Genomic DNA, 21,813 nt, shown 5'->3' with positions numbered 1-21,813 from the left:
CGCCGGGATCAGAAGGTGGCGATCGGGTTGACCGGGCTGCCGGAGGTGCCGGCGAAGCGGACCGGCGCGACCGCGAGCTGGAAGTCCCACTGGCCGAGCTCGGCCGCCGTCGTCGTGCAAGCCTCCAGGTCGCAGTTGTCGAGCAGCCACAGCCCCATCGCCACCAGGCTGACGGCGTGCACCGGCATCAGGATGTCCTCGTACCCGGACGGCTGGACGTCCTGCGGGGTGTCGGCGCCGATCAGCGCGACCTCCCGTTCCCGCAGCCAGGGCAGGCAGGACGCGTGCCAACCGGCTTGGGTCATCCCGCCGGCGGCCCCGCCCTCGTGCCGGACCCGCCCACGGCCGGTCCGCAGCAGCACGGCGTCGCCGGATCGCACTCGCACCCCCTGGCGACGCTCGGCCTCCTCAAGATCATCGGGAACCACCCCATCGCCCGGCTCCAGCCACGACACCCCGCGGGCCGCCGCAACGTCGAGCAGCACCCCGCGGGTGACGATCCCGTTCGCCGCCGCCGTGACGGCCGCCCACGACGAACCCGACACGGCGTCGACCATCGAGTGCGACCGCCCGTTGTACATCGTGCCGTCCCAGAAGAGATGGCACGGCGAATCGACGTGGGTGATCGTGTTGCCGTGGAAGAAGATCCCGAGCTGCTCGTTCGAGAAGCCCCACCGGCGGTCGTTGTGGAACAGCTCCGGCATGTTCTCGGCCCCCGGCATGTCGGCGGCACACGGGCACACGTTGGTCGACCGTTCCAGCTCCTCCGGTACGGCGATCTCCCAGCCACAGGACACGCTCCGGCCGTGGCGCACGGCCCGCGCCGCCGCCAGCCGGACCTCGTCGGTGATGTGGTTCAGGGTGCCGAGCTCGTCATCGTCACCCCATCGGCCCCAGTTCGACAGCGTGTCGAAATAGCCGAGCACGTCGTCCTGGCTGGGCATCGGTCGTGCTGTCGTCATCGCTTGGGCTCCTCCGGTCGACGGGCCGGTGATCGGCTGGTCAGGAGGCAGGTTACGACACCCCGGCACCGCCGGTAGGCCCGCCGGAGGACGCATACGCGAGCCGCTCGACGACCGAGACGATGGCGTATGCGGTCAAGACTCAGACCCATGGAATCGTCTCGCGTCTCCCCTTGTACTGGAAGTACCAAGAACAACCCAGCAAGGAGAGATCATGAACCTCGCAGTCTTCGGAGCCACCGGAACCGTCGGCCGGCTCGTCGTCGAGCAGGCCCTGGCCGCCGGCCACCAGGTCACCGCCGTCACGCGGAGCCGGACCAAGATCACCACCAGCCACGAACACCTGCGCGTGGTCGAGGCCGACCCTCTCGATCCGGACCAGGTCACCCCGGCGCTGGCCGGGACCGACGCGGTGATCATCGCGATCGGCGGTGGTGCCAAGGGTGGCGTCCGCGGCCCGAGCACGGTCGCGATCATCGAGGCGATGCAGCGGGCCGGCGTCCGGCGGCTGATCTGCCAGTCCACGCTGGGCACCGGTGACAGCCGGTCGCAGCTGAACTTCTGGTGGAAGTACGTCATGTTCGGGCTGCTGCTCCGCCGGGCGTACGCGGACCATGAGCTCCAGGAGGACGCGGTCCGGCGCAGCGGCCTGGACTGGACGATCGTCCGGCCCTCGGCGTTCACCGACGGCCCGCGGACGAGCGGCTATCACCGCGACCTCGACCGGGTGCCCGGCAAGCTGACGCTGAAGATCTCCCGGGCCGACGTGGCGGAATATCTGGTCGGCCAGCTGACCGACGATTCCTCCCGGTTCGAGGCCGTCGGGATATCGTACTGATCAGGCTGGCGTCGGAAACGGTGATCATCATGGACATGCTCGACGGTCTGTTGGACGGACCACGCGCCCGCAGTGCCTTCCTGCTGCGATCGATCATGAACCCGCCCTGGTCGATCCGGATCGAGGACGAATCACCGCTGACCATCGTCACCCCGATCAACGGCTGGGCCTGGATCATCAAGCCGCAGAGCGAGCCGGTCCGCCTCGTCCCCGGCGACCTCGCCGTGGTCACCGGGCCCAAGCACTACACGATCGCCGACGAACCGGGCACCGAGCCGACGGTGATCGTCTACCCCGGCCAACGGTGCACCAGCGCCGCCGACGGCCGATCCCTGGTGGACGAATGGAGCCTCGGAATCCGGACCTGGGGTGAGCAGGCCGAGGGCGCGACGGTCCTGTTCACCGCCAGCTACGAACGGGCCGGCGAGGTCAGCCGGTCGTTGCTCGCGGCCCTCCCTTCACTGCTCGTCCTGACCCGGCAGGAATGGGATTCACCGCTGGTCCCGCTGCTGGTGCAGGAGGTCGGCCAGGACGGCCCCGGCCAGCGGGCCATGCTCGACCGGCTGCTGGACTCGCTGCTGATCGCGGTCCTGCGGACCTGGTTCGCCGGTCAGCGCGACCAGGCTCCGGCCTGGTATCGCGCCCAGGGCGATCCGGTCGTCGGCCGGGCGCTGCGCCTGCTGCAGCACGCGCCCGACCACCCGTGGACGGTCGCCGACCTCGGCCGGGAGACCGGCGTCTCCCGGGCCGTGCTGGCCCGCCGCTTCACCGAGCTGGTCGGCGAACCGCCGATGGCCTACCTGACCGGCTGGCGGCTGGCCCTGGCGGCCGATCTGCTCTGCCAACCGGACCTGACCCTGGAGGCGGTCGCCCGGAAGGTCGGGTACGCCAGCGCCTTCGCCCTGAGCAGCGCCTTCAAGCGGGAACGCGGCATCAGCCCCCAACAGCACCGGAAGCTCGCGGCCAGCGCCTGAGCCGCCGCCGGCTGACCGATTCGTTCAAGCTGCGGGCCGGGCTCCGGGCCTACCGTCGGACCATGATCAACGCATCGATCGCGGACCGGTTGCGGCGGACGATCGCCGGCGGGGTCGCCGTCCCCGGCTCAGCCGATTACGACCGGCTGCGCCGACCCGCCATCGCCCGCTTCGCCGCAGCCCGGCCGCTGGCGGTGGTGACCTGCCGCGACGCCGCCGATGCCGCGGCGGCCGTCACCTTCGCTCGGCAGCAGGGCGTCCCGCTGGTGCCGCGCAGCGGCGGGCACTGCTTCGCCGGGCGCTCGTCCGGCCCCGGGATCGTGCTCGACGTCTCCGCCCTGCAAACGATCAGCGTCGACGGCGACCGGGCCGTCGTCGGGGCCGGCGTCCGGCTCGGTGCGCTGGTGCCGGCCCTGCAGGAGGCCGGTGTCGCCGTGCCGACCGGCTGTGGTCCCGGGGTCGGGATCGCCGGCCTCACCCTCGGCGGCGGGCTCGGTGTCCTCGGCCGGACCTTCGGGCTGACCGCGGACCGGCTGCTGGCCGCCCAGGTAGTGCTGGCCGACGGCAGCGTCGTCGACTGCGATGATCACCGCGACGCCGACCTGTTCTGGGCCTTGCGCGGTGCCGGCGGCGGTCAGTTCGGCGTCGTCACCGCGCTGACCTACGCGACCGTCCCGGTGCCGCCGCGACTCACCGCCTTCCATCACGCCTGGTCGGCCGAGCACCTCGCGGCGTTGATCGGCGCCTGGCAGCGCTGGTCCCCGGACGGGCCGGATGCGCTCGCCGCGAGCCTGTTGATCATCGTTCCCGCCGATCCCGCCCGGCCGCCGACGCTGAACGTCTTCGGCACCCTGATCGGCTCGGAATCGGCGGCCGTCGACCTGCTCGGCGATCTCGCCGGCGTGGTCGGCGCCGCCCCGCGGTCGACCCGGGCGACCGAGCTGTCGTACGCCGCCGCCAAGGAATTCCTGGTCCGGGTCGGCGTGGAAGTGGCCGGCGAGCCAACCGGTCCGGTCCATCAACCGAGCCGGTCCGAGTTCGTCGACCGGGTGCTGCCGGACGAGGTGATCATGGAACTGGCCCGGATCCTGGTCGAGGATCGCCGCCCCGGTCAGGCCCGGGAGCTCGACCTCACCCCGTGGGGCGGGGCGTACGCCCGGACGCCCGTCGCCGCGACCGCCTTCGCCCATCGACAGGCCCGGTTCCTGCTCAAGCACACCGCGACGATCGCGCCCGAGCCGGTCGCGGAGGCCGAGGCCCGATGCTGGCTCGACCGCTCCTGGGAAACGGTCCACCGCTGGGGCACCGGCGGTGTCTATCCGAACTTTCCCGACCCGGGCCTGACCGACCCCGAGCGGGCCTACCACGGCACCAACCTCGACCGGCTGCGCCGGGTGAAGGCCCGCTACGACCCGGACCGGTTCTTCCGCTTCCCGCAGTCGATCACGGCGTCTTCTTGATCACCTGGGTGGATGCCGCGAGATCATGGACGGCCTGCCGCTTGGGGTGGCCCAGCGGCACCAGCACATCGACCAGCTGGAAGATCAACAAGATGACAAACGCCCCGGGCAGCACCCAGATCAGGGCCCGGATGATCACTGAACGCCACGGCAGCGCCCCGGCGGCGCGCCCCTGATCGACCGGGACCACCCGGAGTCCGGTGATCATCTTGCCCGGGGTGGCACCGCGCCAGCGCAGGAAGAGCCCGTGGTAGAGCAGCCCGAGCCCGAGGGAGATCAGGGTGATCTGCAGTTGATCACCGGGTGACATCAGCTGGGTGGTGTCGACCATCGGCATGACCTGCCCTTGTTCGGCGGCCCGCATCGACTCCTCGAACAACGCGGTCATCGCGGGCACCATCCGCAGATAGATCGGGATCGAGACCACCCCGGCGATCACGGTGACGAAAATGAAGTCGAGCACCGCCGCCAGCACCCGCATCCACCAGCCGGACACCGGGACGCCGTCCTCGGTGAGCAGGGCCGGCCGGGCTCCGGCCGGCGGCTGTACCGGATAGGGACCCTGCCCCGGATACGGCTGCTGCTGTCCCGGATAGGGCTGCTGTCCCGGATACGGCTGCTGCTGTCCCGGATACGGCTGCTGCTGTCCCGGATACGGCTGCTGGGGCTGACCGCCCGGCGGCATCGGTGGTAGCGGCGTCGGAGCCATCCCCGGCGGTGCGGGCGGCACGGGCGGTTGCTCGGCCTCGCGGGTGTTGCGGGACCACTGCCAGCCGTCCCAATAGCGTTCCCGGGCGGCGTCGACCGGATCGGGATACCAGCCGCCGGGCGCCGCATGGCGGCCAGGGGGTACGGGCGGGGAACCGACCGGGATGTCTCCACTCACAACGCCTAGCCTAGTGAACCGTTACGACGACGGCAGAGAGCCACAGAGGAGAGCGCATGTCGATCTTGATCACTCCGACCGAACTGGCCGCCGCCCTGGCCCGGCCGGACCGGCCGGTGCTGCTGGACGTCCGCTGGACCCTGGCCGAGCCGGACGGCCGGCCCGCCTACCGGGAGCGCCATCTGCCCGGCGCGGTCTATGCCGATCTTGATCATGAACTCGCGGCCCCGCCGTCGGCCGCGGCCGGCCGGCATCCGCTGCCCGACCTCGCGGTGCTGCAGGCCGCGGCCCGCGGTTGGGGCATCGACGACGGCGCCGGCGTGGTGGTCTACGACCATGTCGGCAACCTGGCCGCCGCCCGGGCCTGGTGGCTGCTCCGGTACGCCGGGCTGGCCGACGTCCGGATCCTCGACGGCGGGCTCGGCGGCTGGCTCGCCGCCGAACTGCCGACCGAGTCCGGCGAGGGCCGGCCCGAGCCCGGCTCGGTCACCCTCGAGTACGGATCGCTGCCGACCACCGACCTGGACGACGTCATGGAGTACGCGGACCGGGACCGGCTGATCGACGTACGAGCGGCCGAGCGCTACCGGGGCGAGACCGAGCCGATCGATCCGCGGGCCGGGCACATCCCCGGGGCCCGGAACGCGCCGACCTTCGAGAACCTCGGGCCGGACCAGCGCTTCCTCGACCCGGCGGCGCTGCGGGCCCGCTACGCCGGGCTCGGCCTGCCGGACGGCGCCGAGGTCGCCGTCTACTGCGGTTCCGGGGTGACCGCCGCCCATGCGGCCGCCGCGTTGACCGTCGCCGGCTACCGGCCGGTGCTCTATCCCGGCTCCTGGTCCCAGTGGTCCAACCATCCGGATCGCCCGGTCGAAACCGGCGACACGCCACGGAGAGGGAGCCGTCGGCGCGCCTGACGCGTCCTTGGGCAACAATGTTGACGATGGAGACGATAGGTCGCTACCGGCTGGTCCGGCGCCTCGGCGCCGGATCCTTCGCGACCGTGTTCCTGGGCCACGACGACAGCCTCGACGTCCCGGTGGCCATCAAGGTGCTGGCGGAGAACTGGTCGGCCAACGAAGACGTCCGGCAGCGGTTCCTCGCCGAGGCGCGGATCATGCGCAAGATCCGGGACAAGCGGATCGTTCAGGTCTACGACATCGGCACCCTCGAGGACGGCCGGCCGTATTTCGTCATGGACTACATCGACGGCGGTTCGCTGGACGACCTGCGCAAGCAGCGGATCGAGCCGGAACGGGCCCTGCGGCTCTGCGCGGAGGCGTGCCGGGCGCTGCAGGTGCTGCACGACAACGACATCATCCACCGCGACGTGACCCCCGGAAACCTGCTGGTCAGCCGCGGGCCGAACGGGGAGACGCTGGTCCTGGTCGCCGACCTCGGCGTGGCCAAGTCGATGATCGACGCGGTGGGCGCGACGATGACCGCCGGCACCCCTTCCTACATGGCGATGGAGCAGGCCACCGGTATCGGCGTGCTGGATCACCGGGCCGACGTCTACTCACTCTGCGCGCTGACGTACGCGATGCTGACCGGAGAGCCCCCGTTCAGGGTGCGGTCGCTGGCCGACATCCTCGGCCGCAACCCCCAGGCGGAGCCGGAGAAGCTCGCCGACCGGCTCGGCGCGCCGGCCATCCTGGACGCGCTGATGGTGTCCGGGCTGTCGACCGATGCCCAGCGCCGGCCGCCGACGGCCGCGGTCCTGGGCCAGGCCCTGGACAGCATCGCCGACCAGATGCACGCCGCCTCGGCCGCGGTCAGCCCGCTGCCCGAATCGACCACCCTGCGGCCCTCGCCGTCGACCTCGTATCCGCAGTCGCCGGCCCAGAGCCCGGGCACGACCCCACCGATCCCGTCCGGTGACAGCCCGAACAGCATGATCGGCCCGCCGGGGCCCGGCCAGCCGTCGCACCCCGGTCACGGACCCCAACCGGGGTACGGCTACGGCTCCCCGGGCACCCAGCCGCCGGCCTACCCGACGACGCCGGCGACGCAGCTGAATCCCTACCTGCAGAGCCATGTCGCGCCGATCCCGAGCCAGCAGCAGCCCGCGCTGATCAACCAGCCCGAGCAGGGCCGGCGCCGACCGACCACGTTTTATGTGCTGATCGGGCTGGGAGCGTTGGCCCTGTTCGCGATCACCCTGTTCATCACGCTCACCGCGCTCAACGGGTGATCAACTCCCCTCGTCAGGTTGGCGATCCTCCGCGGATCGGTGATGATCTTGGGATGGATCTGCTCACACCACGCCCCGATCGTTACGACGTGCCGTACGCGATGGACAGCTTCAACGCCATGCCCTACCGCAAGATCGGCGGCTCCGGGCTGTCGGCGTCCGCGATCGGCCTCGGCACCTGGAAGTTCGGCTATCCCGACACCGGTGACGCCTCCCGGGTCGACGGACCGGGCAGCTTCGCGATCCTCGACCGCTCGATCGAGCTCGGAGTCACCTTCTGGGACACGGCCAACCGCTACAACAACGGCTCCGGGAACTCGGAGCGGATCATCGGCCGCTGGTTCCGGGCCAATCCCGATCAGCGCCGCGACGTCGTGCTGGCAACCAAGGTGCACGGCGGCATGGACGGCTACACGCCGAACCACTGCGGCCTGTCCCGCGGCGCGATCGTCGACGCCCTGGATGCCTCGCTGGCGCGGCTGCAGCTGGACTACGTCGACGTGCTGTATTTCCACCGGCCCGACCCGAGCACGCCGGTCGAGGAGAGCCTGGAGACCGTCGATGATCTTGTCCGGGCGGGGAAGATCCGCTATCTCGCGGTCTCGAACTTCTCCGTTGATCAACTGTCCGAGCTGGTCGACGTCGCCGGCGGGATCTCCCGGCGCTGCCGCCCGGTCGCGGTGCAGAACCAGTTCGACCCGGTCAACGGCGAGACCGATGATCATTCCGGGGTGCTCAAGTTCTGCGCTGAGAACTCGATCTCCTATGTGCCCTACTCCCCGCTCGGCCGGGGCCTGTTGACCGGCCGCTACCTCGACCCGGCCAAGGTCGGCGCGGGTGACCGGCTGCACGACGAGGGATCGCTGGGCGATCTCGCCGGCCAGCTGGACCAGGTCCGGTCGCTGGCCAAGCTGGCCCAGGAGTGGGAGCTCGAGGTGAGTCAGCTGGCGCTGGCGTACCTGCTCACGCTGCCCGGGATGGGGCCGCAGATCCCCAGCTCCTCCAACGTCGATCAGCTCGAGTCCAACGCGAAGGCCGGCAAGGTCACGCTGACCGACGATCAGGTCGGTGCGGTCAACCAGGCCCTGGCCTGACCGAGTTGATCAAGGTCACCCTGGCCGCGGCGTCGCGGCCAGGGTGCTCTGCCCGATCCAGGTCGGCAGCGCGCGCCGGAGCTGTTCCGGGCCCTCCAAGATCACCCGGCCGGTGCGCAGCGACGAATCCCAGGTGGCGTCGCCGCGCCAGATCCCGGTCAACGCGTGCAGGCTGGTCCGGACGGTGATCGCGACGTCGAAGCCGGGGTCGTAGTCGCAGACGTCGGCGTCGTCGCCGGCGACCACCAGCCACCACGACCGGGCCCGCGGCACGTCGTCGAACCGGATCGCCACCGTGGTCCGGGCTCGCGGCCAGGCCGACACCGGGATGGTCCGCCGCATGTCCCACAGCAACAGGTGCGGATCCAGGTCCTCCTGACCGAGCTCGCCGATCCACCGGGTGCCCCAAACCCCGAGCGCCGTGACCACCTCGACCAACTCGGCGCCCGACCGGGTCAGCGTGTACGACGTCCGGCCGCCGTTCAGCTCGCGAGCGACGATGCCCGCCTTGGTCAGCGACCGCAATCGCTTCGACAGCAGGGCCGGCGACATCTTCGGCACCCCGCGCCGCAGATCGTTGAAGTGCTGGCTGCCCAGCAGCAACTCCCGGACGACGAGCAGCGTCCACCGCTCATCCAGGATCTCCATCGCCTTCGCGATGGGACAGAACTGTCCGTACGACGTCATCGTCCACCCCCGAGTGTCCGTCCTTCTCAGTAGACGACCGAATGGCCGGTTTGGCTAGTACAGAACGCGAACTGGTGCCGGTACAGATTGCGCACTGGATGAAGGATGCCCCGCGGACGGACCCTGGTGCGGTTGAACCAACTCACAGCTGCACCAAGGGGAGAGCAGGAATGAATCAGCAAACTGTCGCCGATCAGTCGGCGGCCGAATTCGACCGGGGACTGAAGGCGAAGCATCGCGCGACCTGGGCCCTCGGCAACTACACCGCCGTGGCGGTCGACGTGATCGCGGCGCTGGGGCCGGTGCTCGTCTCGGCCTGCCGGATCGGGCCGGACGACCGGGTCCTCGACATCGCGGCCGGCTCCGGGAACGTCGCCATCCCGGCCGCGCTGACCGGAGCCGACGTGGTGGCCAGCGACCTGACGCCGGAACTGCTGGCCGCCGGTGAGCGGATCGCGGCCGAGCAGGGCGCCTCGCTGACCTGGCGGGAGGCCGACGCCGAGGCGTTGCCGTTCGCCGACGGGGAGTTCGACGTGGTCGTGTCCTGTGTCGGCACGATGTTCGCGCCGCACCATCAGGCGACGGCCGACGAGCTGGTCCGGGTCTGCAGCAGCGGCGGCCGGATCGGCCTGATCAGCTGGACGCCGCAGGGCTTCATCGGCCAACTGTTCGCCACCATGAAGCCGTACGCACCGCCGCCACCGCCCGGGGTCCAGCCGCCGCCGCTCTGGGGCGACGAAGATCATGTCCGGGGCCTGCTCGGCGATCGGGTCGGCAAGCTGCAGTTGCGCCGCCAGGAACTGGTGGTCGACCGGTTCGGCGAACCGGACGCGTTCCGGACGTTCTTCACCACGAACTACGGCCCGACCATCGCCACCTACCGCAACATCGCCGACGACCCGGAGCGCACCGCCGCCCTCGACGCCGCCCTGGACGACCTCGCCGCCCGGTTCCGGTCCGACGACGGCACCATGCGCTGGGAGTACCTGCTGGTCACCGCCGAGAAGAGGTGATCAGGGGCGCAGCCACGGGTTGATCACCTCGACGCCGACCTCGGCGAAGTCGGCGACATCGCGGGTGGCGAGCTGCGCGCCCGCCACCCTGGCGATGGATCCGATCAAGGCATCCATGCTGCCGATCGGTCGGCCCGATGCCCGGCGAGCCGCAACGATCGTGGCGTACGTCGAGGCACATTCCGGCACGAGCGGCAGGCAAACGCCCAATTGGTCGAAGGCCGATCGGGCAGCCCGCGCAAGCTGGTCCCGGCGTTGCCCCTCCGGCAGGAGGGCGACGCCGGCCATGATCTCCGCTCGGTTGATCACGGTCGTCACCGGCTGGTCCTGAAGGCTACGGATCCAGGCCAGCACCGTGTGGTCGGCAGCTGAGCCGCGCATCACCTCGGAGATGACATTGGTGTCGAGAATGATCACGACTCGGACAGGTCGGCGGCGGTGGCAGGCTCATCGTCGTCCAGCACCAACTCGACCCCGCCGAGTTGGTCGCCGACCTGGATCAGTTGCTCGATCCAGGTCAGATCGACGCGCTGCGTCTGGTCCAGCGCTTCGAGCAGGATCGTGCGCGCCTCGGCCTCCATCGAACGTCCGTGCGCCGCGGCGCGCATCCGTAGCCGTTGCTTGGCGCCGTCCGGCAACTTGCGGATGGTGATGGCCGACATGAGCACCTCCTCGATGCAACAATGATATCACTGTTGCATTGAGGTCATTGCCATCAGAGTGACCTCGACCCGGTGAACCTCGCCCACCTCGACCGACCGATCGCCGACGGTTCCGGTGAGCCGGAGGCGTTCGGTGAGGGTCTCGGCGGTGATCAGGTCCTGATGGGCCTGGACTGCCGACTGCACGGCGTGATCACCGGCGAGAGTCAGGTCGATCCGGTCGGTGATCGCCAGGCCGGCGTCGCGACGGGCCTGCTGGACGGCGCGGATCACGTCCCTGGCCAGGCCCTCGGCGGCCAGGTCGGCGGTCACCTCGGTGTCCAGGATCAGGAAGCCGACGCCGGGCAGCATGGCCACCTCGCGGTGATCACCCGCGGCGGCCGGGTCGATCACGCTCTGCACGGTGAACTCTCCGGGCAGCAGGGCGATGCCGGCCGCGGTCACGGCGCCGTGATCATCGATCGTCCAGTCGCCGGCCTTGCTGGCCTTGATCACGGTCTGCACGTCGCGACCCAACCGCGGACCGGCGGCGCGGGCGTCGACCCGCAGCTCCCGGTGCACCCCCAGCGCCGCGGGGTCGATGGCGGCCAACTCGGTCAGCACGACCTCGCGGACGTTGAGCTCCTCGCCGATCAGGCCGGTCAGCTCCCGCAGCGCGGCGGCGTCGTCGGTGACGATGGTCAGCCGGGACAGCGGCAGCCGGACCCGGAGCCCGGCCCGCTTGCGCAGCGCCGAGCCGGTCGAGCACACCTCGCGGGTGCGATCCATCGCCCGCACCAGGTCGTCGTCCGCCGGCAGCCGATCTTGGTCCGGCCAGTCGGTCAGGTGCACCGACCGGCCGCCGGTGAGGCCACGCCAGATCTCCTCCGCCACCAGCGGCAGCAGCGGAGCGACCGTCCGCGCGGTCGTCTCCAGCACCGTGAACAGCGTGTCGAAGGCGGCCAGTGCTTGCCCGGATTCCCCGTCCCAGAAGCGTTCCCGGGACCGGCGGATGTACCAGTTCGAGAGCGTGTCCAGGAATTCCAGCACCGCGTCGCAGGCGCCGGCGATCTCCAGCCCGGCCAACCGATCGCCGACCTCACCGACGAAGCGCCGGGTCCGAGCGAGGATGAAGCGGTCGAGGACGTGATCGGCGGCGCCGATGATCTTGGCGTCGTAGCCTCGGCCGCCGCGGGCAGCGCCGGCGTAGAGGGCGAAGAAGTGCCAGGTGTTCCAGAGCGGGATGATCACCTGCCGGACGCCCTCGCGGATCGCCGGCTCGGTCACGATCAGGTCGCCGCCGCGCAGGATCGGCGACGACATCAGGAACCAGCGCATCGCGTCGGCACCGTCCCGATCGAACACCTGCCAGATGTCGGGATAGTTGCGCAGCGACTTGCTCATCTTCTGGCCGTCGTCGCCGAGCACGATGCCGTGGCTGATGCAGTTGCTGAACGCCGGCCGGTCGAACAGAGCCGTGGCCAGCACGTGCATGGTGTAGAACCAACCGCGGGTCTGGCCGATGTATTCGACGATGAAGTCGCCCGGGTAGTGATGCTCGAACCAGTCCGCGTTGTGCTGTGGATAGTGCACCTGGGCGAACGGCATCGAGCCGGAGTCGAACCAGACGTCGAGCACGTCCGGCACCCGGCGCATCGTCGACCGCCCGGTCGGGTCGTCCGGATTGGGCCGGGTGAGTTGATCGACGTACGGCCGGTGCAGGTCGGTCACCGGCACGCCGAAGTCGGCCTCCAACTCGGCCACCGACCCGTACACGTCGAGCCGCGGATGGGCCGGATCGTCGGAGCTCCAGATCGGGATCGGGCTGCCCCAGAAGCGATTCCGGCTGATCGACCAGTCCCGTGCTCCGGCCAGCCAGTTGCCGAACTGGCCGTCCTTGATGTGCTCCGGCACCCAGGTGATCTGCTGGTTCAGCTCGACCATCCGGTCCCTGATCTTGGTCACCGCGACGAACCAGCTGGACACCGCCTTGTAGATCAAGGGATTCCGGCAGCGCCAGCAGTGCGGATACGAGTGCAGATACGGCACGCTGCGGAGCAGCATCGTGCCCGGCGACACTCGACCGCCACCGTCGCGGAGATGATCAACGATCTGCAGGTTGGCGTCGAACACCTGCAGCCCGGCGTATTCCTCGACCGGCGCGGTGAACCGGCCGCCGGCGTCGACCGGGATCACCGGCTCGATCCCCTCGGCGTCGGTGACCTGCATGTCCTCCTCGCCGAACGCGCCGGCGTTGTGCACCAGGCCGGTGCCCTCGCCGACCGTGACGAAGTCCGCGGCCACGACTCGGTGCGCGCCGGGGTGGCCCAGGTAGTAGTCGAACGGCGGCAGGTACGACCGGCCGACCAGCTCGGATCCCTTCAGGCCTTGGACGATTCGCTCCGGGGCGTCCGGTCCGAGCTCCGGGTAGGAGGCCAGCAGCGCCTCGGCGATCACGTACCGCTCGGTCGTTCCGCTGACCTCGGATTCGACCACCACGTAGTCGATCCCGGGGTTGACCATGATCGCCAGGTTGGCCGGCAAGGTCCACGGCGTGGTGGTCCAGATCAGCGCCAGCTCGCCGGTCTCCAGCCGCAGCCCGACCGTGACCGACGGGTCCTCCCGATCTTGGTAGACGTCGTCGTCCATCCGCAGCTCGTGCGCGGACAGTGGCGTCTCGTCGTTCCAGCAGTACGGCAGCACGCGCAGGCCCTGATAGACCAATCCCTTGTCGTACAGGGATTTGAACGCCCACAGCACGCTCTCCATGTAGCCGAGATCGAGCGTCTTGTAGTCGTCGTCGAAGTCGACCCAACGGGCCTGCCGGGTGACGTAGCGAACCCATTCCTCGGTGTAGCGGAACACCGACTCCCGGGTGGCCGCGTTGAACTTCTCGATCCCCAGCTCGAGAATCTCGTCCCGCGTCTTCAACCCCAGCTGGTTCATCGCCTCCAGCTCCGCCGGCAGGCCGTGGGTGTCCCAGCCGAACCGTCGCTCGACCCGCCGGCCGCGCATGGTCTGGAATCGTGGCACCACGTCCTTGACGTAGCCGGTGAGCAGATGGCCGTAGTGCGGCAGCCCGTTGGCGAACGGCGGTCCGTCGTAGACGACGAACTCGTTCGCGCCGTTCTCGCCGGCCGGCCGCTGTGCGATCGACGCCCGGAAGGTGTCGTCGGCCTTCCAATAGGCCAGCACCCGCTCCTCCAGCTCGGACAGCTTCAGGCCGGCCGGCACCTGGTGTTGATCACCGGTGGTCGCCTTGGGGTAACTCATCGTGTCGTCTCTCGTCTCGGTCCACCATGCTGATTCCTTGGGGCCGAGGACGATGTCGCCACCGTGGTACCACCTCGATTGCCGCGTCCGCCCGTTGCCGGGTCGCGCGCGACCACTCGTTCGCGGGCTGTGACGGGCCCACCCGTCCGGTTCTACTGCAGCCCTTCGGCTGGTTCTTCCGGAGGCTCACCGGTGATGGCCGGATCAACGCCGTGTTGCTCCGATGGTAGCCCCGGTGTCGACCGGATTGCCTGCTACCGTGCCGCGGTGAACGAAGGCAGCGGGCGGCGACGCTTCCTCACCATGCTGATCGCCGGGCCGGCGCTGCTCACCACCGTCGGCTGCGAGCCGACGAGCGGGCCCGACCGGGCGGCGGCGAAGAACGGAACTGGGGAGCTGCGGACGGACCCGGAGCCGCTGCGGAAGAGGTTCCCTGAGCTCGGGCCGAGCTTCGAGGCGCAGTGGATGTCGGGTCAGTACGGAGACGAACGTGCACCCGGTCCGTCGACCTACTGGATCGATGCAGTCATCGCCCTCCCCAGCGATCGTGCCTCAAGGCTGCTCACCGCGTACGCGCCGGTCGAGACCACCGAGGCACCGGCCGTGGTGGACGGGCTGCGGTCCCGTCTGCCCGCCGGTCCGCTGCTCACCAGCGCCGCGCTGGACGCAGCGTTCGCGCCGGACGAGGGCTCGGCCCGTGCCTACCTCGACCGCGCGACCTACACGCTGATCTTGGTCGTCACTCTCGGCTGAGCCCGCCGGAGCAGCAGCGGTACGGCGACGGCCAGCGCGACCATGATCACGGCACCGCACAGCGCGACCACTGACATCCCGCCGACGAAGGCCGAGCGAGCGGCGTCGATCACGACTGCCGCCTGCTCCGGACCCAGTCCTTCGGCCGCGGCGAGGGCGTTGGCCAGGGTGGCCGAGGCCTCGTCGTGGACCGCGGGTGGCAAGTCGCCGGGCAGTCCCGCGCCGACGGTCGCCCGGTAGACGGCGGTGCCGATCGAGCCGAGCACGGCGACCCCGAGGGCGGCGCCGAGCTCGTTGCCGGTCTCGGAGATCGCCGACGCGGCACCGGCCCGTTCCGGCGGCGCAGAGGCGACGACCACGTCGGTGGCGATGGTCATCACGGTGCTCAGTCCGTAGCCGAAGATGATCTCGGCGATCACGATCAAAGCCAACCCGTTTTCCGCGGGAGTGAAGATCAACAGTCCGATGCCGAGGGCCGAGGCGACGAAGCCGACCAGGAAGGTGCGGGCGTTGCCGAGCCGCGCCCGAAGCCGGGCCGCGGTCACCGCACCGATCGCCACCGTGACCATCGCCGGCAGGGTCCACAGCGCGGCCGGCAGCGGATCGAGCCCGAGCACGAGCTGCAGATACTGGGCCAGGAACAGGTTGGCGCCGAGCATCGCGAACATCGCCATCATTCCGCCGAGCACCGAACCGCCGAAGGCCGGCCGGCGGAAGAGCGCCAGGTCGACCAGCGGGGTTGTCGCCCGGCGCTGCCGCCGGACGAAGGCCACCGCGGCGCCGATCCCGGCCAGCAGTCCCACCAGCACGACTGCGTCGATGGTGAGTGACTCGGCCGCGTGCTTGATCGCGTAGACGATCGGCAGGATGGCCGCGATCGACAGCAGGACCCCGATCACGTCCAGTCGGTCCGGCCGCGGATGGCGGTATTCGGGCACCACCATCGGGACGATGATCAGCATGATCACCAGCACCGGCACGTTGATCAGGAACACCGAGCCCCAGTGGAAGTGCTGCAGCAGGATCCCGCCGATTACCGGGCCGAGCGCGGAGCCGCCGGCGAAGGCCGCGCTCCAGATCCCGATCGCGGTGCCCCGCTGGGTGTCGTCGTGGAACATGTTCCTGATCAGCGACAGGGTGGACGGCATCAGCGTCGAACCGCCGAGCCCCATCAGCGCCCGCGCGACGATCAGCAGCTCGGCGGACGGAGCGTACGCGGCCAGCACCGAGCCGATCCCGAACACGATCGCCCCGATGATCAACAGGCGGCGGCGTCCGACCCGGTCGCCCAGGTTGCCCATCGTGATCAGCAACGCGGCCAGGAAGAAGCCGTAGCTGTCCAGGATCCAGAGCAACTGGCCGGCCGTCGGCGCCAGGTCGGCCGACAACTTCGGAATCGCCAGATACAGCACCGAGATGTCCATCGAGGTGATCAACACCGGCAGCACCAGGGCCGCCAGCCCGACCCAGGTCCGCGCCCCAGCCCGCTTCATCCGATTCTCCTCGCGATCGATTTGCGTACGCCGTACGCCTTCATTGCGTACACTATACGCACGAGCTCGCTAGAATGCCAAGATGGTCGTCAAGAGGGGCATTCTCAGCGTTGCCGCGATCGTCGAGCAGGGCATCACCCTGGCCGACGCGGAGGGGCTGGACGCGGTGTCCATGCGCGCCATCGCGGATCGGCTGGGCACCGGGGTGATGTCGCTCTACCGGCACGTGCCGAACAAGGAGCACCTGGTCGAGTTGATGGTCGAAGCGGTGTCGGAGCGCTACGCCTACCCCGATCACACCGGCAACACCTGGCGGCAGAGCCTGACCGTGCTGGCCGAGACCGACTGGGCGATGTATCTGGAGCATCCGTGGACGCTCGTTGCCTCGCTGACCAGCCGGCCGCCGATCGGGCCGAGCACCCTACGGGCGATGGAGTGGGCCTACTCGGCGATCGCCGAGCTCGGGCTGCCGCCCAAGGAGGCCACCAGCGTGATCATGGCGGTGACCACCCACGTCCAGGGCGTCGCCCAACTCGCCGTGTCGGAACGGCGGCTGGCCGAGAGCTCCGACATCGACGCGGTGGAGTGGTGGCGGCGCCGGATCCACGAGCTCGACGGCGGTGATCATCCGCATCTCGAGCCGATCGCCCAGGGCTTCATCGAGGGTGACGTCGAGCAGTGGATGATCTTCGACCTGACGCTGATCCTGGACGGGATCGAGCAACTGGCGCGGCGCCACCGGCGCGGCCGGGCTACTGGCCGGGGCTGAGCACCAGTCGCTCGGTGGCCGCGGCCGCGACCTGGTCCCGGCCGGACCGGAAGGCCCACAGCCGATTGGTCACCCACAGCTCGGTCTGATCGTCGTAGTTCTGGTGGTACGCATGCCCGGAGACCCCGGACTGGTTCACCCAGCGGGACTGATCAAGATCAGCGAGATCAACCAGCATCCGCATCGTCGGTCCGTTGATCACCCGATAGGGCTCGGACAGGTCGTAGCCCATCGCGTTCACCACCGCCGGGCCGCCGGGAGCCGCGAAGTCGCCGCGGTTGAACATCGCTTCGACCGGCGGGATGCCGCTCTCGCCGAGGGTCTGGTGACGCAGCGTGATCCGGTGCAGCTTGCCCCACTGCCACTGGCCCGGGTCCCGGGCGACCAGCGCGGTGATCTCCTTGCGGGCCTGGGTCATCGCGGCCAACAGGATGTCGTCGCGCTGCTCGGTCACGTCCGGCGTGGTCACGTCGTCCCACCAGGGATCGTCCGGCTCCTCGATCAGCCGGGAGAGCACCCCGTACCAGCGATCGGCGCTGCCCGGCCACAACCGCTCCGGCAGCTCGTCGTGGAACGTCTCCTCCAGCACCGTGTTGATCACGACGCCGAAGTAGGCCGCCGCCGCGGAGTCGGCATCGGTCCCGTAATCCCAGCCGACCAGCGAGGTCTGGCCCTCCGCGACCCACGGATCGCTGACCTTGACCTTGAGCAGGAGCGGCACCAGGTCCGCCGCGAACCGGTTGGTGTCGTCGTAGAACAGCTGCTCGGCCTGGTCCAGGGTCACCCCGGTCGCGTCCCGCAGCCGGTCCGCGACCTCCTGGCTGCGCCAGCCGTACGAATAGTCGGAGCCGAGCCGGTCGGGATAGCCCGGGCCGGTGATCGGCTGGTTGGACGCGACGATGTAGCCGCTCTCCGGATTCAGGCTGTACGGCAGCCGCTGGTACGGCAGCATCCCGCGCCAGTCGTAGCCGGAATCCCAGCCGGGCGAAAGCGTCCGTCCATCGCCCTTGCCGCGTTGCGGCACCTGCCCGGCCAGCTGATAGCCGATGTTGCCCTCGAGGTCGGCGTACACCAGATTCTGCGAGGGAGCGCCGATCCGGCCGAGCGCGGCCCGGAACTGGTCGAAGTCGGTCGCCCGGTTGAGGTCGAAGATCCCGTCCATCGACCGGCTCGGCGTCAGCGCCGCCCAGCTCATGGCGATCCCGTAGGTCAGGTCGTCGCGCTCCTGGCCGGTGGACAGGTCCTGCAGATCGGGGTCGACGTCGGACAGGATCGGGCCGTGTTTGCTCGAGCGGATGATCAGGGTCCGCGGCTTCTCCTCACCCTCCACCTTGATCGGCTCGGTGTGCACGTCGAGCTCCTGGAACCCGTCGCCGACCCGGACCGTGTTGCCGCGTAGCTCTTCCAGATAAAGATCCTGGGCGTCGACATAGCTGGTGGTCAGACCCCAGCTGATCTTGCTGTTCTTGCCGATGATCACGCCGGGCATGCCGGCGAAGCTGAAGCCGCTGACGTCGAACGGGCAGGCATCCGTCACCTGTCGGCAGTGCAGCCCGACCTGGGTGAACACCGACGGGATCGAGGTGGCCAGATGCGGATCGTTGCCGAGGATCGGCTTGCCGGAAGCGGTCCGCGAGCCCGCGATCACCCACGAGTTCGAGCCGACCTCGGACCCGATCCCGTCCGGCGCCAGCAGATCCGGCATCCCGGCCGCCGCCGCCTCGACCGCCCGCAACGCCGGCACTGCTGCCCGGCGTTGATCATCGGTCAGCGCGGCCGCGGCGCCGGTGGCGGGCCGGGCCCGCGGGTCGAAGGCGCCGCCGCGTACCGCGCCGGTGGTGACGATCGGATCGAAGTCGTGCATCGGGTGGTCGGGCCAGAGCTCCGCGGCCCGGTCCTCCCCCACCACCGCCGCGGTGAGCGCCTGGTCGATCTCCTGGCCCCGGTTCGCGCCGAGGTCCCAGGCCATCGCCTTCAGCCAGGCCAGCGAGTCGACCGCGGTCCAGTCCTCCGGCTCGTAGCTGAGGCCCTGCACGCCGAGCAGGGTGTATTCGAGCGAGAGGTCGCTGGTCCCGCGCTCCCGCAGGTAGGCGTTCACCCCCGAGGCGTACGCGTCCAGGTAGCGCCGGGTCTTGGCCGACAGCAGCTCCAGCTCCTGCTCGGCCACCCGACGCCAGCCCATCGTGCGGGTGAACGCGTCCGTGGTCACCTGGGACGGCCCGAACAGCTCCGACAACCGGCCGGCGGTGATGTGCCGGCGCAGGTCCATCTCGAAGAACCGGTCCTGGGCATGCACGAAGCCCTGCGCCGCGAACAGGTCCTGCGGGTCGTCGGCGTACAGGTGCGGGACCCCGTTGGCGTCCCGCAGCACCTCGACCGGACCGGACAGTACGGGCAACGCGATCTCGCCCGTGGTCTGCGGAAACGACCGCCGCACGGTGCCCACGCCGAGGCTGGAAAGACCGCCGAGCGCGAGCACGACGACGATGACGGTCAGGATCAACCAGCGCGGCAGACGTCCAGGCACCGGGTCAGCCTATTGTGTCGACTCGCCCCGAGATTTAGCAGTCGGTATGCTTGAGTGCTAGAACGTTCCGGATCCAGACAGGACGCCATGCCTACCTATCAGTACCGATGCACCGAGTGCAGCAGCGAGCTCGAGGTCGTGCAGAAGTTCACCGACCCGTCGTTGACCACCTGCCCGGAGTGCTCCGGTTCCCTTCGGAAGGTCTTCAACGCGGTCGGGGTCGTGTTCAAGGGCTCGGGCTTCTACCGCACCGACAGCCGGACGGACGGCAAGTCGGGCGGCGGCGCGAAGTCCGACTCCGCCCCCGCCAAGGAGACGAAGTCCGAGTCGTCGACCTCGGGCTCGAAGACCGAGTCGAGCTCGACCAAGTCCGATTCGGGCACGTCGAAGTCCGACTCGAGCCCGAAGAAGTCCGACTCCGGCTCGTCGAGCTCCAAGGTCAGCGCCGGCGCAGCCTGATCGCTGCTACGTGACCAGGCCGTCGACGGCGCAGTTGACGTCGCCGTTGGTGATGGACAGCGTTGCGTCCCGGCCCTCCGGAAACGTCAGGTTGGCGTAGTCGCCGGATCCCATGAAGGACGGCTGCTTGCCGTCGACGAAGAGCAGCACCCCCTCACCGCCGCGAAGATTGCGATTGGCGATGATCCGCTCGCCGTAGGCCCGGAACTGCACCTTCAATGACGACCCGATCTTGACCCAACCGGACACCCCGCCCGCGTCGCCGTCGTCTCCGGTGAGCCCCCAGGAGCAGCGGGGCGCGGCGGCCGAGGCCGGCCCGGCGCCCACCAGCGTGGTCCCGAACACGGCGAGGACAGCTGCACCGGCCGCAATGAGTCGCCGGATCCGGCTCCCGGCCGCACCGGTCCTTCGGGAAGGGTCCGTCGTCGAGCTGATCATGATTCGCTCCTCGCAGTCGATCGGGTGGGCGAACCAGCCTGGTCGACCGGCCGGGACCTGTCGATGCCGAGTTCCGAATAGGTCCATAGAGTTGATGCCGGGCTGCGAATTGTCCACAGCCCTATCTTTCGGCCGTGCGCCTGTGGACAGCGTGAACGATCCGGACGATCCTGCTTAGCCTCCTTGGACGAGACTCCGAGGAGGTCGTTTCGTGAAGCCCAATCCCCCATCGGCCCTGCGCAGCTTGATCCGCGCCGTGTCCTGGCATCGTCGCAAGCTGGCGGTGATCGCCGCCGTGCTGGCCGTGCTGACCGGCATCAATGCCGCCGCTCCCCGCGCCCCGGACACCGTGACCGTGCTGAGGGCCGTCGAATTCCTGCCCGGCGGCGGGCCGGTCGCCGCGACCCAGGTCCGGCTCGAGGCGGTCGTCGCCGAGGCCGTACCGGAGGACGCGCTGACCGACCCTGCCCAAGCCGTCGGCCGGATCCTGGCAGCACCGGTGCCGAAGGGCCAGGTGCTGACCGGATCCGACCTGGTCGGCGACCGAACGCTCCGGCCGGGCCGGGTCCTGGCACCGGTCCGGCTCGCCGATTCCGGTCTCGCCGCCGTGCTCCGGCCCGGAGACGTGATCGACATCGTGGCCGCCGACGGGCAGGGCGGGCCGGCCGGCACCGTGGCCCGGGGTGTCCGGCTGGTCACCATCCCGGGCGCCGACGGGTCGACGGGTCGGTCGGACTCGGCGGCCGGCGTCCTGGTGCTGGTCGAGGTCGACGACGAGACGGCGCTCGGCCTGGCCCGGGCCGGCAGCACCTCGGCGCTGTCGGTGATCTGGCGCTAGTGCCCTCTCCTAGGGCGCGCGCCGTTGGTGATCATGGGCTGCCGAGCTCTGCGAGGTTCGCCTGCCGTTCCGTCGATTCTGTTACTGTCCTTGGTGATCTTGGTCGCATTATCGCGATGCGCACATCGACATCATCGCCGAGGAGGAACCGGTGAAGGGCTTCAAAGAATTCGTGATGCGCGGCAACCTGGTCGAACTCGCGGTCGCCGTGGTGATGGCCACCGCGTTCGCGGCCGTGGTCAGCGCGCTGGTGAAAATCATCCTGGACATCGTCGGCGCGATCGGCGGCATCCCGGACTTCAGTGGGACGTCCATCGGCGGGATCAGCGTCGGGCCGTTCCTCTCCGCGCTGATCACGTTCGTGATCATCGCCGCGGTCGTGTATTTCCTGATCGTGCTGCCGTACAACAAGTTGCGCGAGCGGTTCAAGAAGGAGGAGCCCGAGGTCGCGGAGAAGACCGAGGATCTGCTCGTTGAGATCCGCGACATCCTGCGCGAGCGCAACAACAGCTGA

General features: G+C 69.7%; 21 protein-coding genes. 12 read left to right on the top strand and 9 right to left on the bottom strand.

What is annotated here, in order from left to right:
* Positions 1–8 precede the first annotated feature (8 nt).
* Positions 9–962: a cyclase family protein gene (locus FNH24_RS06535; RefSeq protein ID WP_217428072.1), complete on the bottom strand. Its 954-nt coding sequence runs from the start codon at positions 960–962 to the stop codon at positions 9–11.
* A 214-nt stretch (positions 963–1,176) separates the two neighbouring features.
* On the opposite strand from FNH24_RS06535, the gene FNH24_RS06530 reads away from it, so the two are divergent.
* The 3 genes from FNH24_RS06530 (at position 1,177) to FNH24_RS06520 (ending at position 4,234) form a co-directional block, all read left to right on the top strand.
* Positions 1,177–1,800, top strand: coding sequence for an NAD(P)-dependent oxidoreductase (locus FNH24_RS06530; RefSeq protein WP_152361357.1), 624 nt, complete (start codon positions 1,177–1,179; stop codon positions 1,798–1,800).
* A 29-nt stretch (positions 1,801–1,829) separates the two neighbouring features.
* On the top strand, positions 1,830–2,774 hold the full coding sequence (locus FNH24_RS06525; RefSeq protein WP_152361567.1) for an AraC family transcriptional regulator: 945 nt from the start codon (positions 1,830–1,832) through the stop codon (positions 2,772–2,774).
* A 62-nt stretch (positions 2,775–2,836) separates the two neighbouring features.
* Entirely contained in the window at positions 2,837–4,234 is a 1,398-nt protein-coding gene (locus tag FNH24_RS06520) for an FAD-binding oxidoreductase (protein WP_152361356.1), read from the top strand.
* Here the strand turns inward: FNH24_RS06520 and FNH24_RS06515 are convergent.
* Entirely contained in the window at positions 4,218–5,120 is a 903-nt protein-coding gene (locus tag FNH24_RS06515; protein WP_152361355.1) for an RDD family protein, read from the bottom strand. The two genes, FNH24_RS06520 and FNH24_RS06515, sit on opposite strands and share 17 nt — an antisense overlap.
* A gap of 56 nt (positions 5,121–5,176) precedes the next feature.
* On the opposite strand from FNH24_RS06515, the gene FNH24_RS06510 reads away from it, so the two are divergent.
* Genes FNH24_RS06510 through FNH24_RS06500 form a run of 3 tightly spaced genes read left to right on the top strand, consistent with a single transcriptional unit; the run spans position 5,177 to position 8,408 of the window.
* Positions 5,177–6,037, top strand: a complete 861-nt coding sequence (locus tag FNH24_RS06510; protein WP_152361354.1) for a sulfurtransferase — start codon at positions 5,177–5,179, stop codon at positions 6,035–6,037.
* 26 nt (positions 6,038–6,063) lie between these two features.
* On the top strand, positions 6,064–7,314 hold the full coding sequence (locus FNH24_RS06505; RefSeq protein ID WP_246186777.1) for a serine/threonine-protein kinase: 1,251 nt from the start codon (positions 6,064–6,066) through the stop codon (positions 7,312–7,314).
* 53 nt (positions 7,315–7,367) lie between these two features.
* Entirely contained in the window at positions 7,368–8,408 is a 1,041-nt protein-coding gene (locus tag FNH24_RS06500; protein WP_152361352.1) for an aldo/keto reductase, read from the top strand.
* Between the two features lie 15 nt (positions 8,409–8,423).
* Here the strand turns inward: FNH24_RS06500 and FNH24_RS06495 are convergent, their stop codons facing one another.
* The gene (locus FNH24_RS06495) at positions 8,424–9,095 is read right to left on the bottom strand and encodes a winged helix-turn-helix transcriptional regulator (protein ID WP_152361351.1); all 672 of its coding nucleotides are present in this window, start codon (positions 9,093–9,095) and stop codon (positions 8,424–8,426) included.
* A gap of 170 nt (positions 9,096–9,265) precedes the next feature.
* On the opposite strand from FNH24_RS06495, the gene FNH24_RS06490 reads away from it, so the two are divergent.
* Positions 9,266–10,108, top strand: a complete 843-nt coding sequence (locus FNH24_RS06490; protein ID WP_152361350.1) for a class I SAM-dependent methyltransferase — start codon at positions 9,266–9,268, stop codon at positions 10,106–10,108.
* Here FNH24_RS06490 and FNH24_RS06485 read toward each other — a convergent pair whose 3' ends face one another.
* From FNH24_RS06485 to ileS, 3 genes are read right to left on the bottom strand one after another with little or no spacing between them, the layout of a single operon-like run.
* A complete protein-coding gene (locus FNH24_RS06485) occupies positions 10,109–10,525 on the bottom strand; it encodes a type II toxin-antitoxin system VapC family toxin (RefSeq protein ID WP_152361349.1) in 417 nt (138 codons plus the stop codon).
* Positions 10,522–10,770 carry a FitA-like ribbon-helix-helix domain-containing protein gene (locus tag FNH24_RS06480; protein ID WP_152361348.1) on the bottom strand — a complete coding sequence of 83 codons (249 nt, stop codon included), beginning with the start codon at positions 10,768–10,770 and terminating at the stop codon, positions 10,522–10,524. Before FNH24_RS06480 ends, FNH24_RS06485 begins: the two co-directional genes overlap by 4 nt.
* Before the next feature lie 27 nt (positions 10,771–10,797).
* Positions 10,798–14,022: an isoleucine--tRNA ligase gene (gene ileS / locus FNH24_RS06475; RefSeq protein WP_152361347.1), complete on the bottom strand. Its 3,225-nt coding sequence runs from the start codon at positions 14,020–14,022 to the stop codon at positions 10,798–10,800.
* 267 nt (positions 14,023–14,289) lie between these two features.
* Between ileS and FNH24_RS06470 the strand changes: the two genes are divergently transcribed.
* Entirely contained in the window at positions 14,290–14,775 is a 486-nt protein-coding gene (locus FNH24_RS06470; RefSeq protein ID WP_152361346.1) for a hypothetical protein, read from the top strand.
* Here FNH24_RS06470 and FNH24_RS06465 read toward each other — a convergent pair.
* Positions 14,742–16,268 (bottom strand): MFS transporter, encoded by a 1,527-nt coding sequence (locus FNH24_RS06465; protein WP_152361345.1) that lies wholly within the window; start codon positions 16,266–16,268, stop codon positions 14,742–14,744. The two genes, FNH24_RS06470 and FNH24_RS06465, sit on opposite strands and share 34 nt — an antisense overlap.
* 82 nt (positions 16,269–16,350) lie before the next feature.
* Here FNH24_RS06465 and FNH24_RS06460 point away from each other — a divergent pair, with 82 nt between their 5' ends.
* Positions 16,351–17,037 carry a TetR/AcrR family transcriptional regulator gene (locus FNH24_RS06460; protein WP_152361344.1) on the top strand — a complete coding sequence of 229 codons (687 nt, stop codon included), beginning with the start codon at positions 16,351–16,353 and terminating at the stop codon, positions 17,035–17,037.
* Here FNH24_RS06460 and FNH24_RS06455 read toward each other — a convergent pair.
* Positions 17,021–19,564 (bottom strand): penicillin acylase family protein, encoded by a 2,544-nt coding sequence (locus tag FNH24_RS06455; RefSeq protein ID WP_152361343.1) that lies wholly within the window; start codon positions 19,562–19,564, stop codon positions 17,021–17,023. The two genes, FNH24_RS06460 and FNH24_RS06455, sit on opposite strands and share 17 nt — an antisense overlap.
* Before the next feature lie 87 nt (positions 19,565–19,651).
* On the opposite strand from FNH24_RS06455, the gene FNH24_RS06450 reads away from it, so the two are divergent.
* On the top strand, positions 19,652–20,023 hold the full coding sequence (locus FNH24_RS06450) for an FmdB family zinc ribbon protein (protein ID WP_152361342.1): 372 nt from the start codon (positions 19,652–19,654) through the stop codon (positions 20,021–20,023).
* 6 nt (positions 20,024–20,029) lie between these two features.
* Here FNH24_RS06450 and FNH24_RS06445 read toward each other — a convergent pair whose 3' ends face one another.
* A complete protein-coding gene (locus tag FNH24_RS06445) occupies positions 20,030–20,461 on the bottom strand; it encodes a hypothetical protein (protein WP_152361341.1) in 432 nt (143 codons plus the stop codon).
* Positions 20,462–20,672: 211 nt separating this feature from the next.
* Between FNH24_RS06445 and FNH24_RS06440 the strand changes: the two genes are divergently transcribed.
* Both FNH24_RS06440 and mscL read left to right on the top strand, forming a co-directional pair.
* Positions 20,673–21,299: an SAF domain-containing protein gene (locus tag FNH24_RS06440; protein WP_152361340.1), complete on the top strand. Its 627-nt coding sequence runs from the start codon at positions 20,673–20,675 to the stop codon at positions 21,297–21,299.
* Positions 21,300–21,450: 151 nt separating this feature from the next.
* Positions 21,451–21,813, top strand: coding sequence for a large conductance mechanosensitive channel protein MscL (gene mscL / locus FNH24_RS06435; protein WP_152361339.1), 363 nt, complete (start codon positions 21,451–21,453; stop codon positions 21,811–21,813).

The sequence above is a fragment of the Microlunatus speluncae genome (genome assembly GCF_009299835.1).
Lineage (GTDB): Bacteria > Actinomycetota > Actinomycetes > Propionibacteriales > Propionibacteriaceae > Microlunatus > Microlunatus speluncae.
This window is presented reverse-complemented; position numbering and strand designations above follow the sequence as displayed.

What these genes read in the sequence shown, in the direction of transcription:
- FNH24_RS06480 (WP_152361348.1), bottom strand. Translation starts at nt 10,770, where the DNA reads ATGTCGGCCATCACCATCCGCAAGTTGCCGGACGGCGCCAAGCAACGG.
- FNH24_RS06490 (WP_152361350.1), top strand. Translation starts at nt 9,266, where the DNA reads ATGAATCAGCAAACTGTCGCCGATCAGTCGGCGGCCGAATTCGACCGG.
- FNH24_RS06510 (WP_152361354.1), top strand. Translation starts at nt 5,177, where the DNA reads ATGTCGATCTTGATCACTCCGACCGAACTGGCCGCCGCCCTGGCCCGG.
- FNH24_RS06505 (WP_246186777.1), top strand. Translation starts at nt 6,064, where the DNA reads ATGGAGACGATAGGTCGCTACCGGCTGGTCCGGCGCCTCGGCGCCGGA.
- ileS (WP_152361347.1), bottom strand. Translation starts at nt 14,022, where the DNA reads ATGAGTTACCCCAAGGCGACCACCGGTGATCAACACCAGGTGCCGGCC.
- FNH24_RS06535 (WP_217428072.1), bottom strand. Translation starts at nt 962, where the DNA reads ATGACGACAGCACGACCGATGCCCAGCCAGGACGACGTGCTCGGCTAT.
- FNH24_RS06460 (WP_152361344.1), top strand. Translation starts at nt 16,351, where the DNA reads ATGGTCGTCAAGAGGGGCATTCTCAGCGTTGCCGCGATCGTCGAGCAG.
- FNH24_RS06530 (WP_152361357.1), top strand. Translation starts at nt 1,177, where the DNA reads ATGAACCTCGCAGTCTTCGGAGCCACCGGAACCGTCGGCCGGCTCGTC.
- FNH24_RS06465 (WP_152361345.1), bottom strand. Translation starts at nt 16,268, where the DNA reads ATGAAGCGGGCTGGGGCGCGGACCTGGGTCGGGCTGGCGGCCCTGGTG.
- FNH24_RS06525 (WP_152361567.1), top strand. Translation starts at nt 1,830, where the DNA reads ATGGACATGCTCGACGGTCTGTTGGACGGACCACGCGCCCGCAGTGCC.
- FNH24_RS06520 (WP_152361356.1), top strand. Translation starts at nt 2,837, where the DNA reads ATGATCAACGCATCGATCGCGGACCGGTTGCGGCGGACGATCGCCGGC.
- FNH24_RS06495 (WP_152361351.1), bottom strand. Translation starts at nt 9,095, where the DNA reads ATGACGTCGTACGGACAGTTCTGTCCCATCGCGAAGGCGATGGAGATC.
- FNH24_RS06445 (WP_152361341.1), bottom strand. Translation starts at nt 20,461, where the DNA reads ATGATCAGCTCGACGACGGACCCTTCCCGAAGGACCGGTGCGGCCGGG.
- FNH24_RS06450 (WP_152361342.1), top strand. Translation starts at nt 19,652, where the DNA reads ATGCCTACCTATCAGTACCGATGCACCGAGTGCAGCAGCGAGCTCGAG.
- FNH24_RS06500 (WP_152361352.1), top strand. Translation starts at nt 7,368, where the DNA reads ATGGATCTGCTCACACCACGCCCCGATCGTTACGACGTGCCGTACGCG.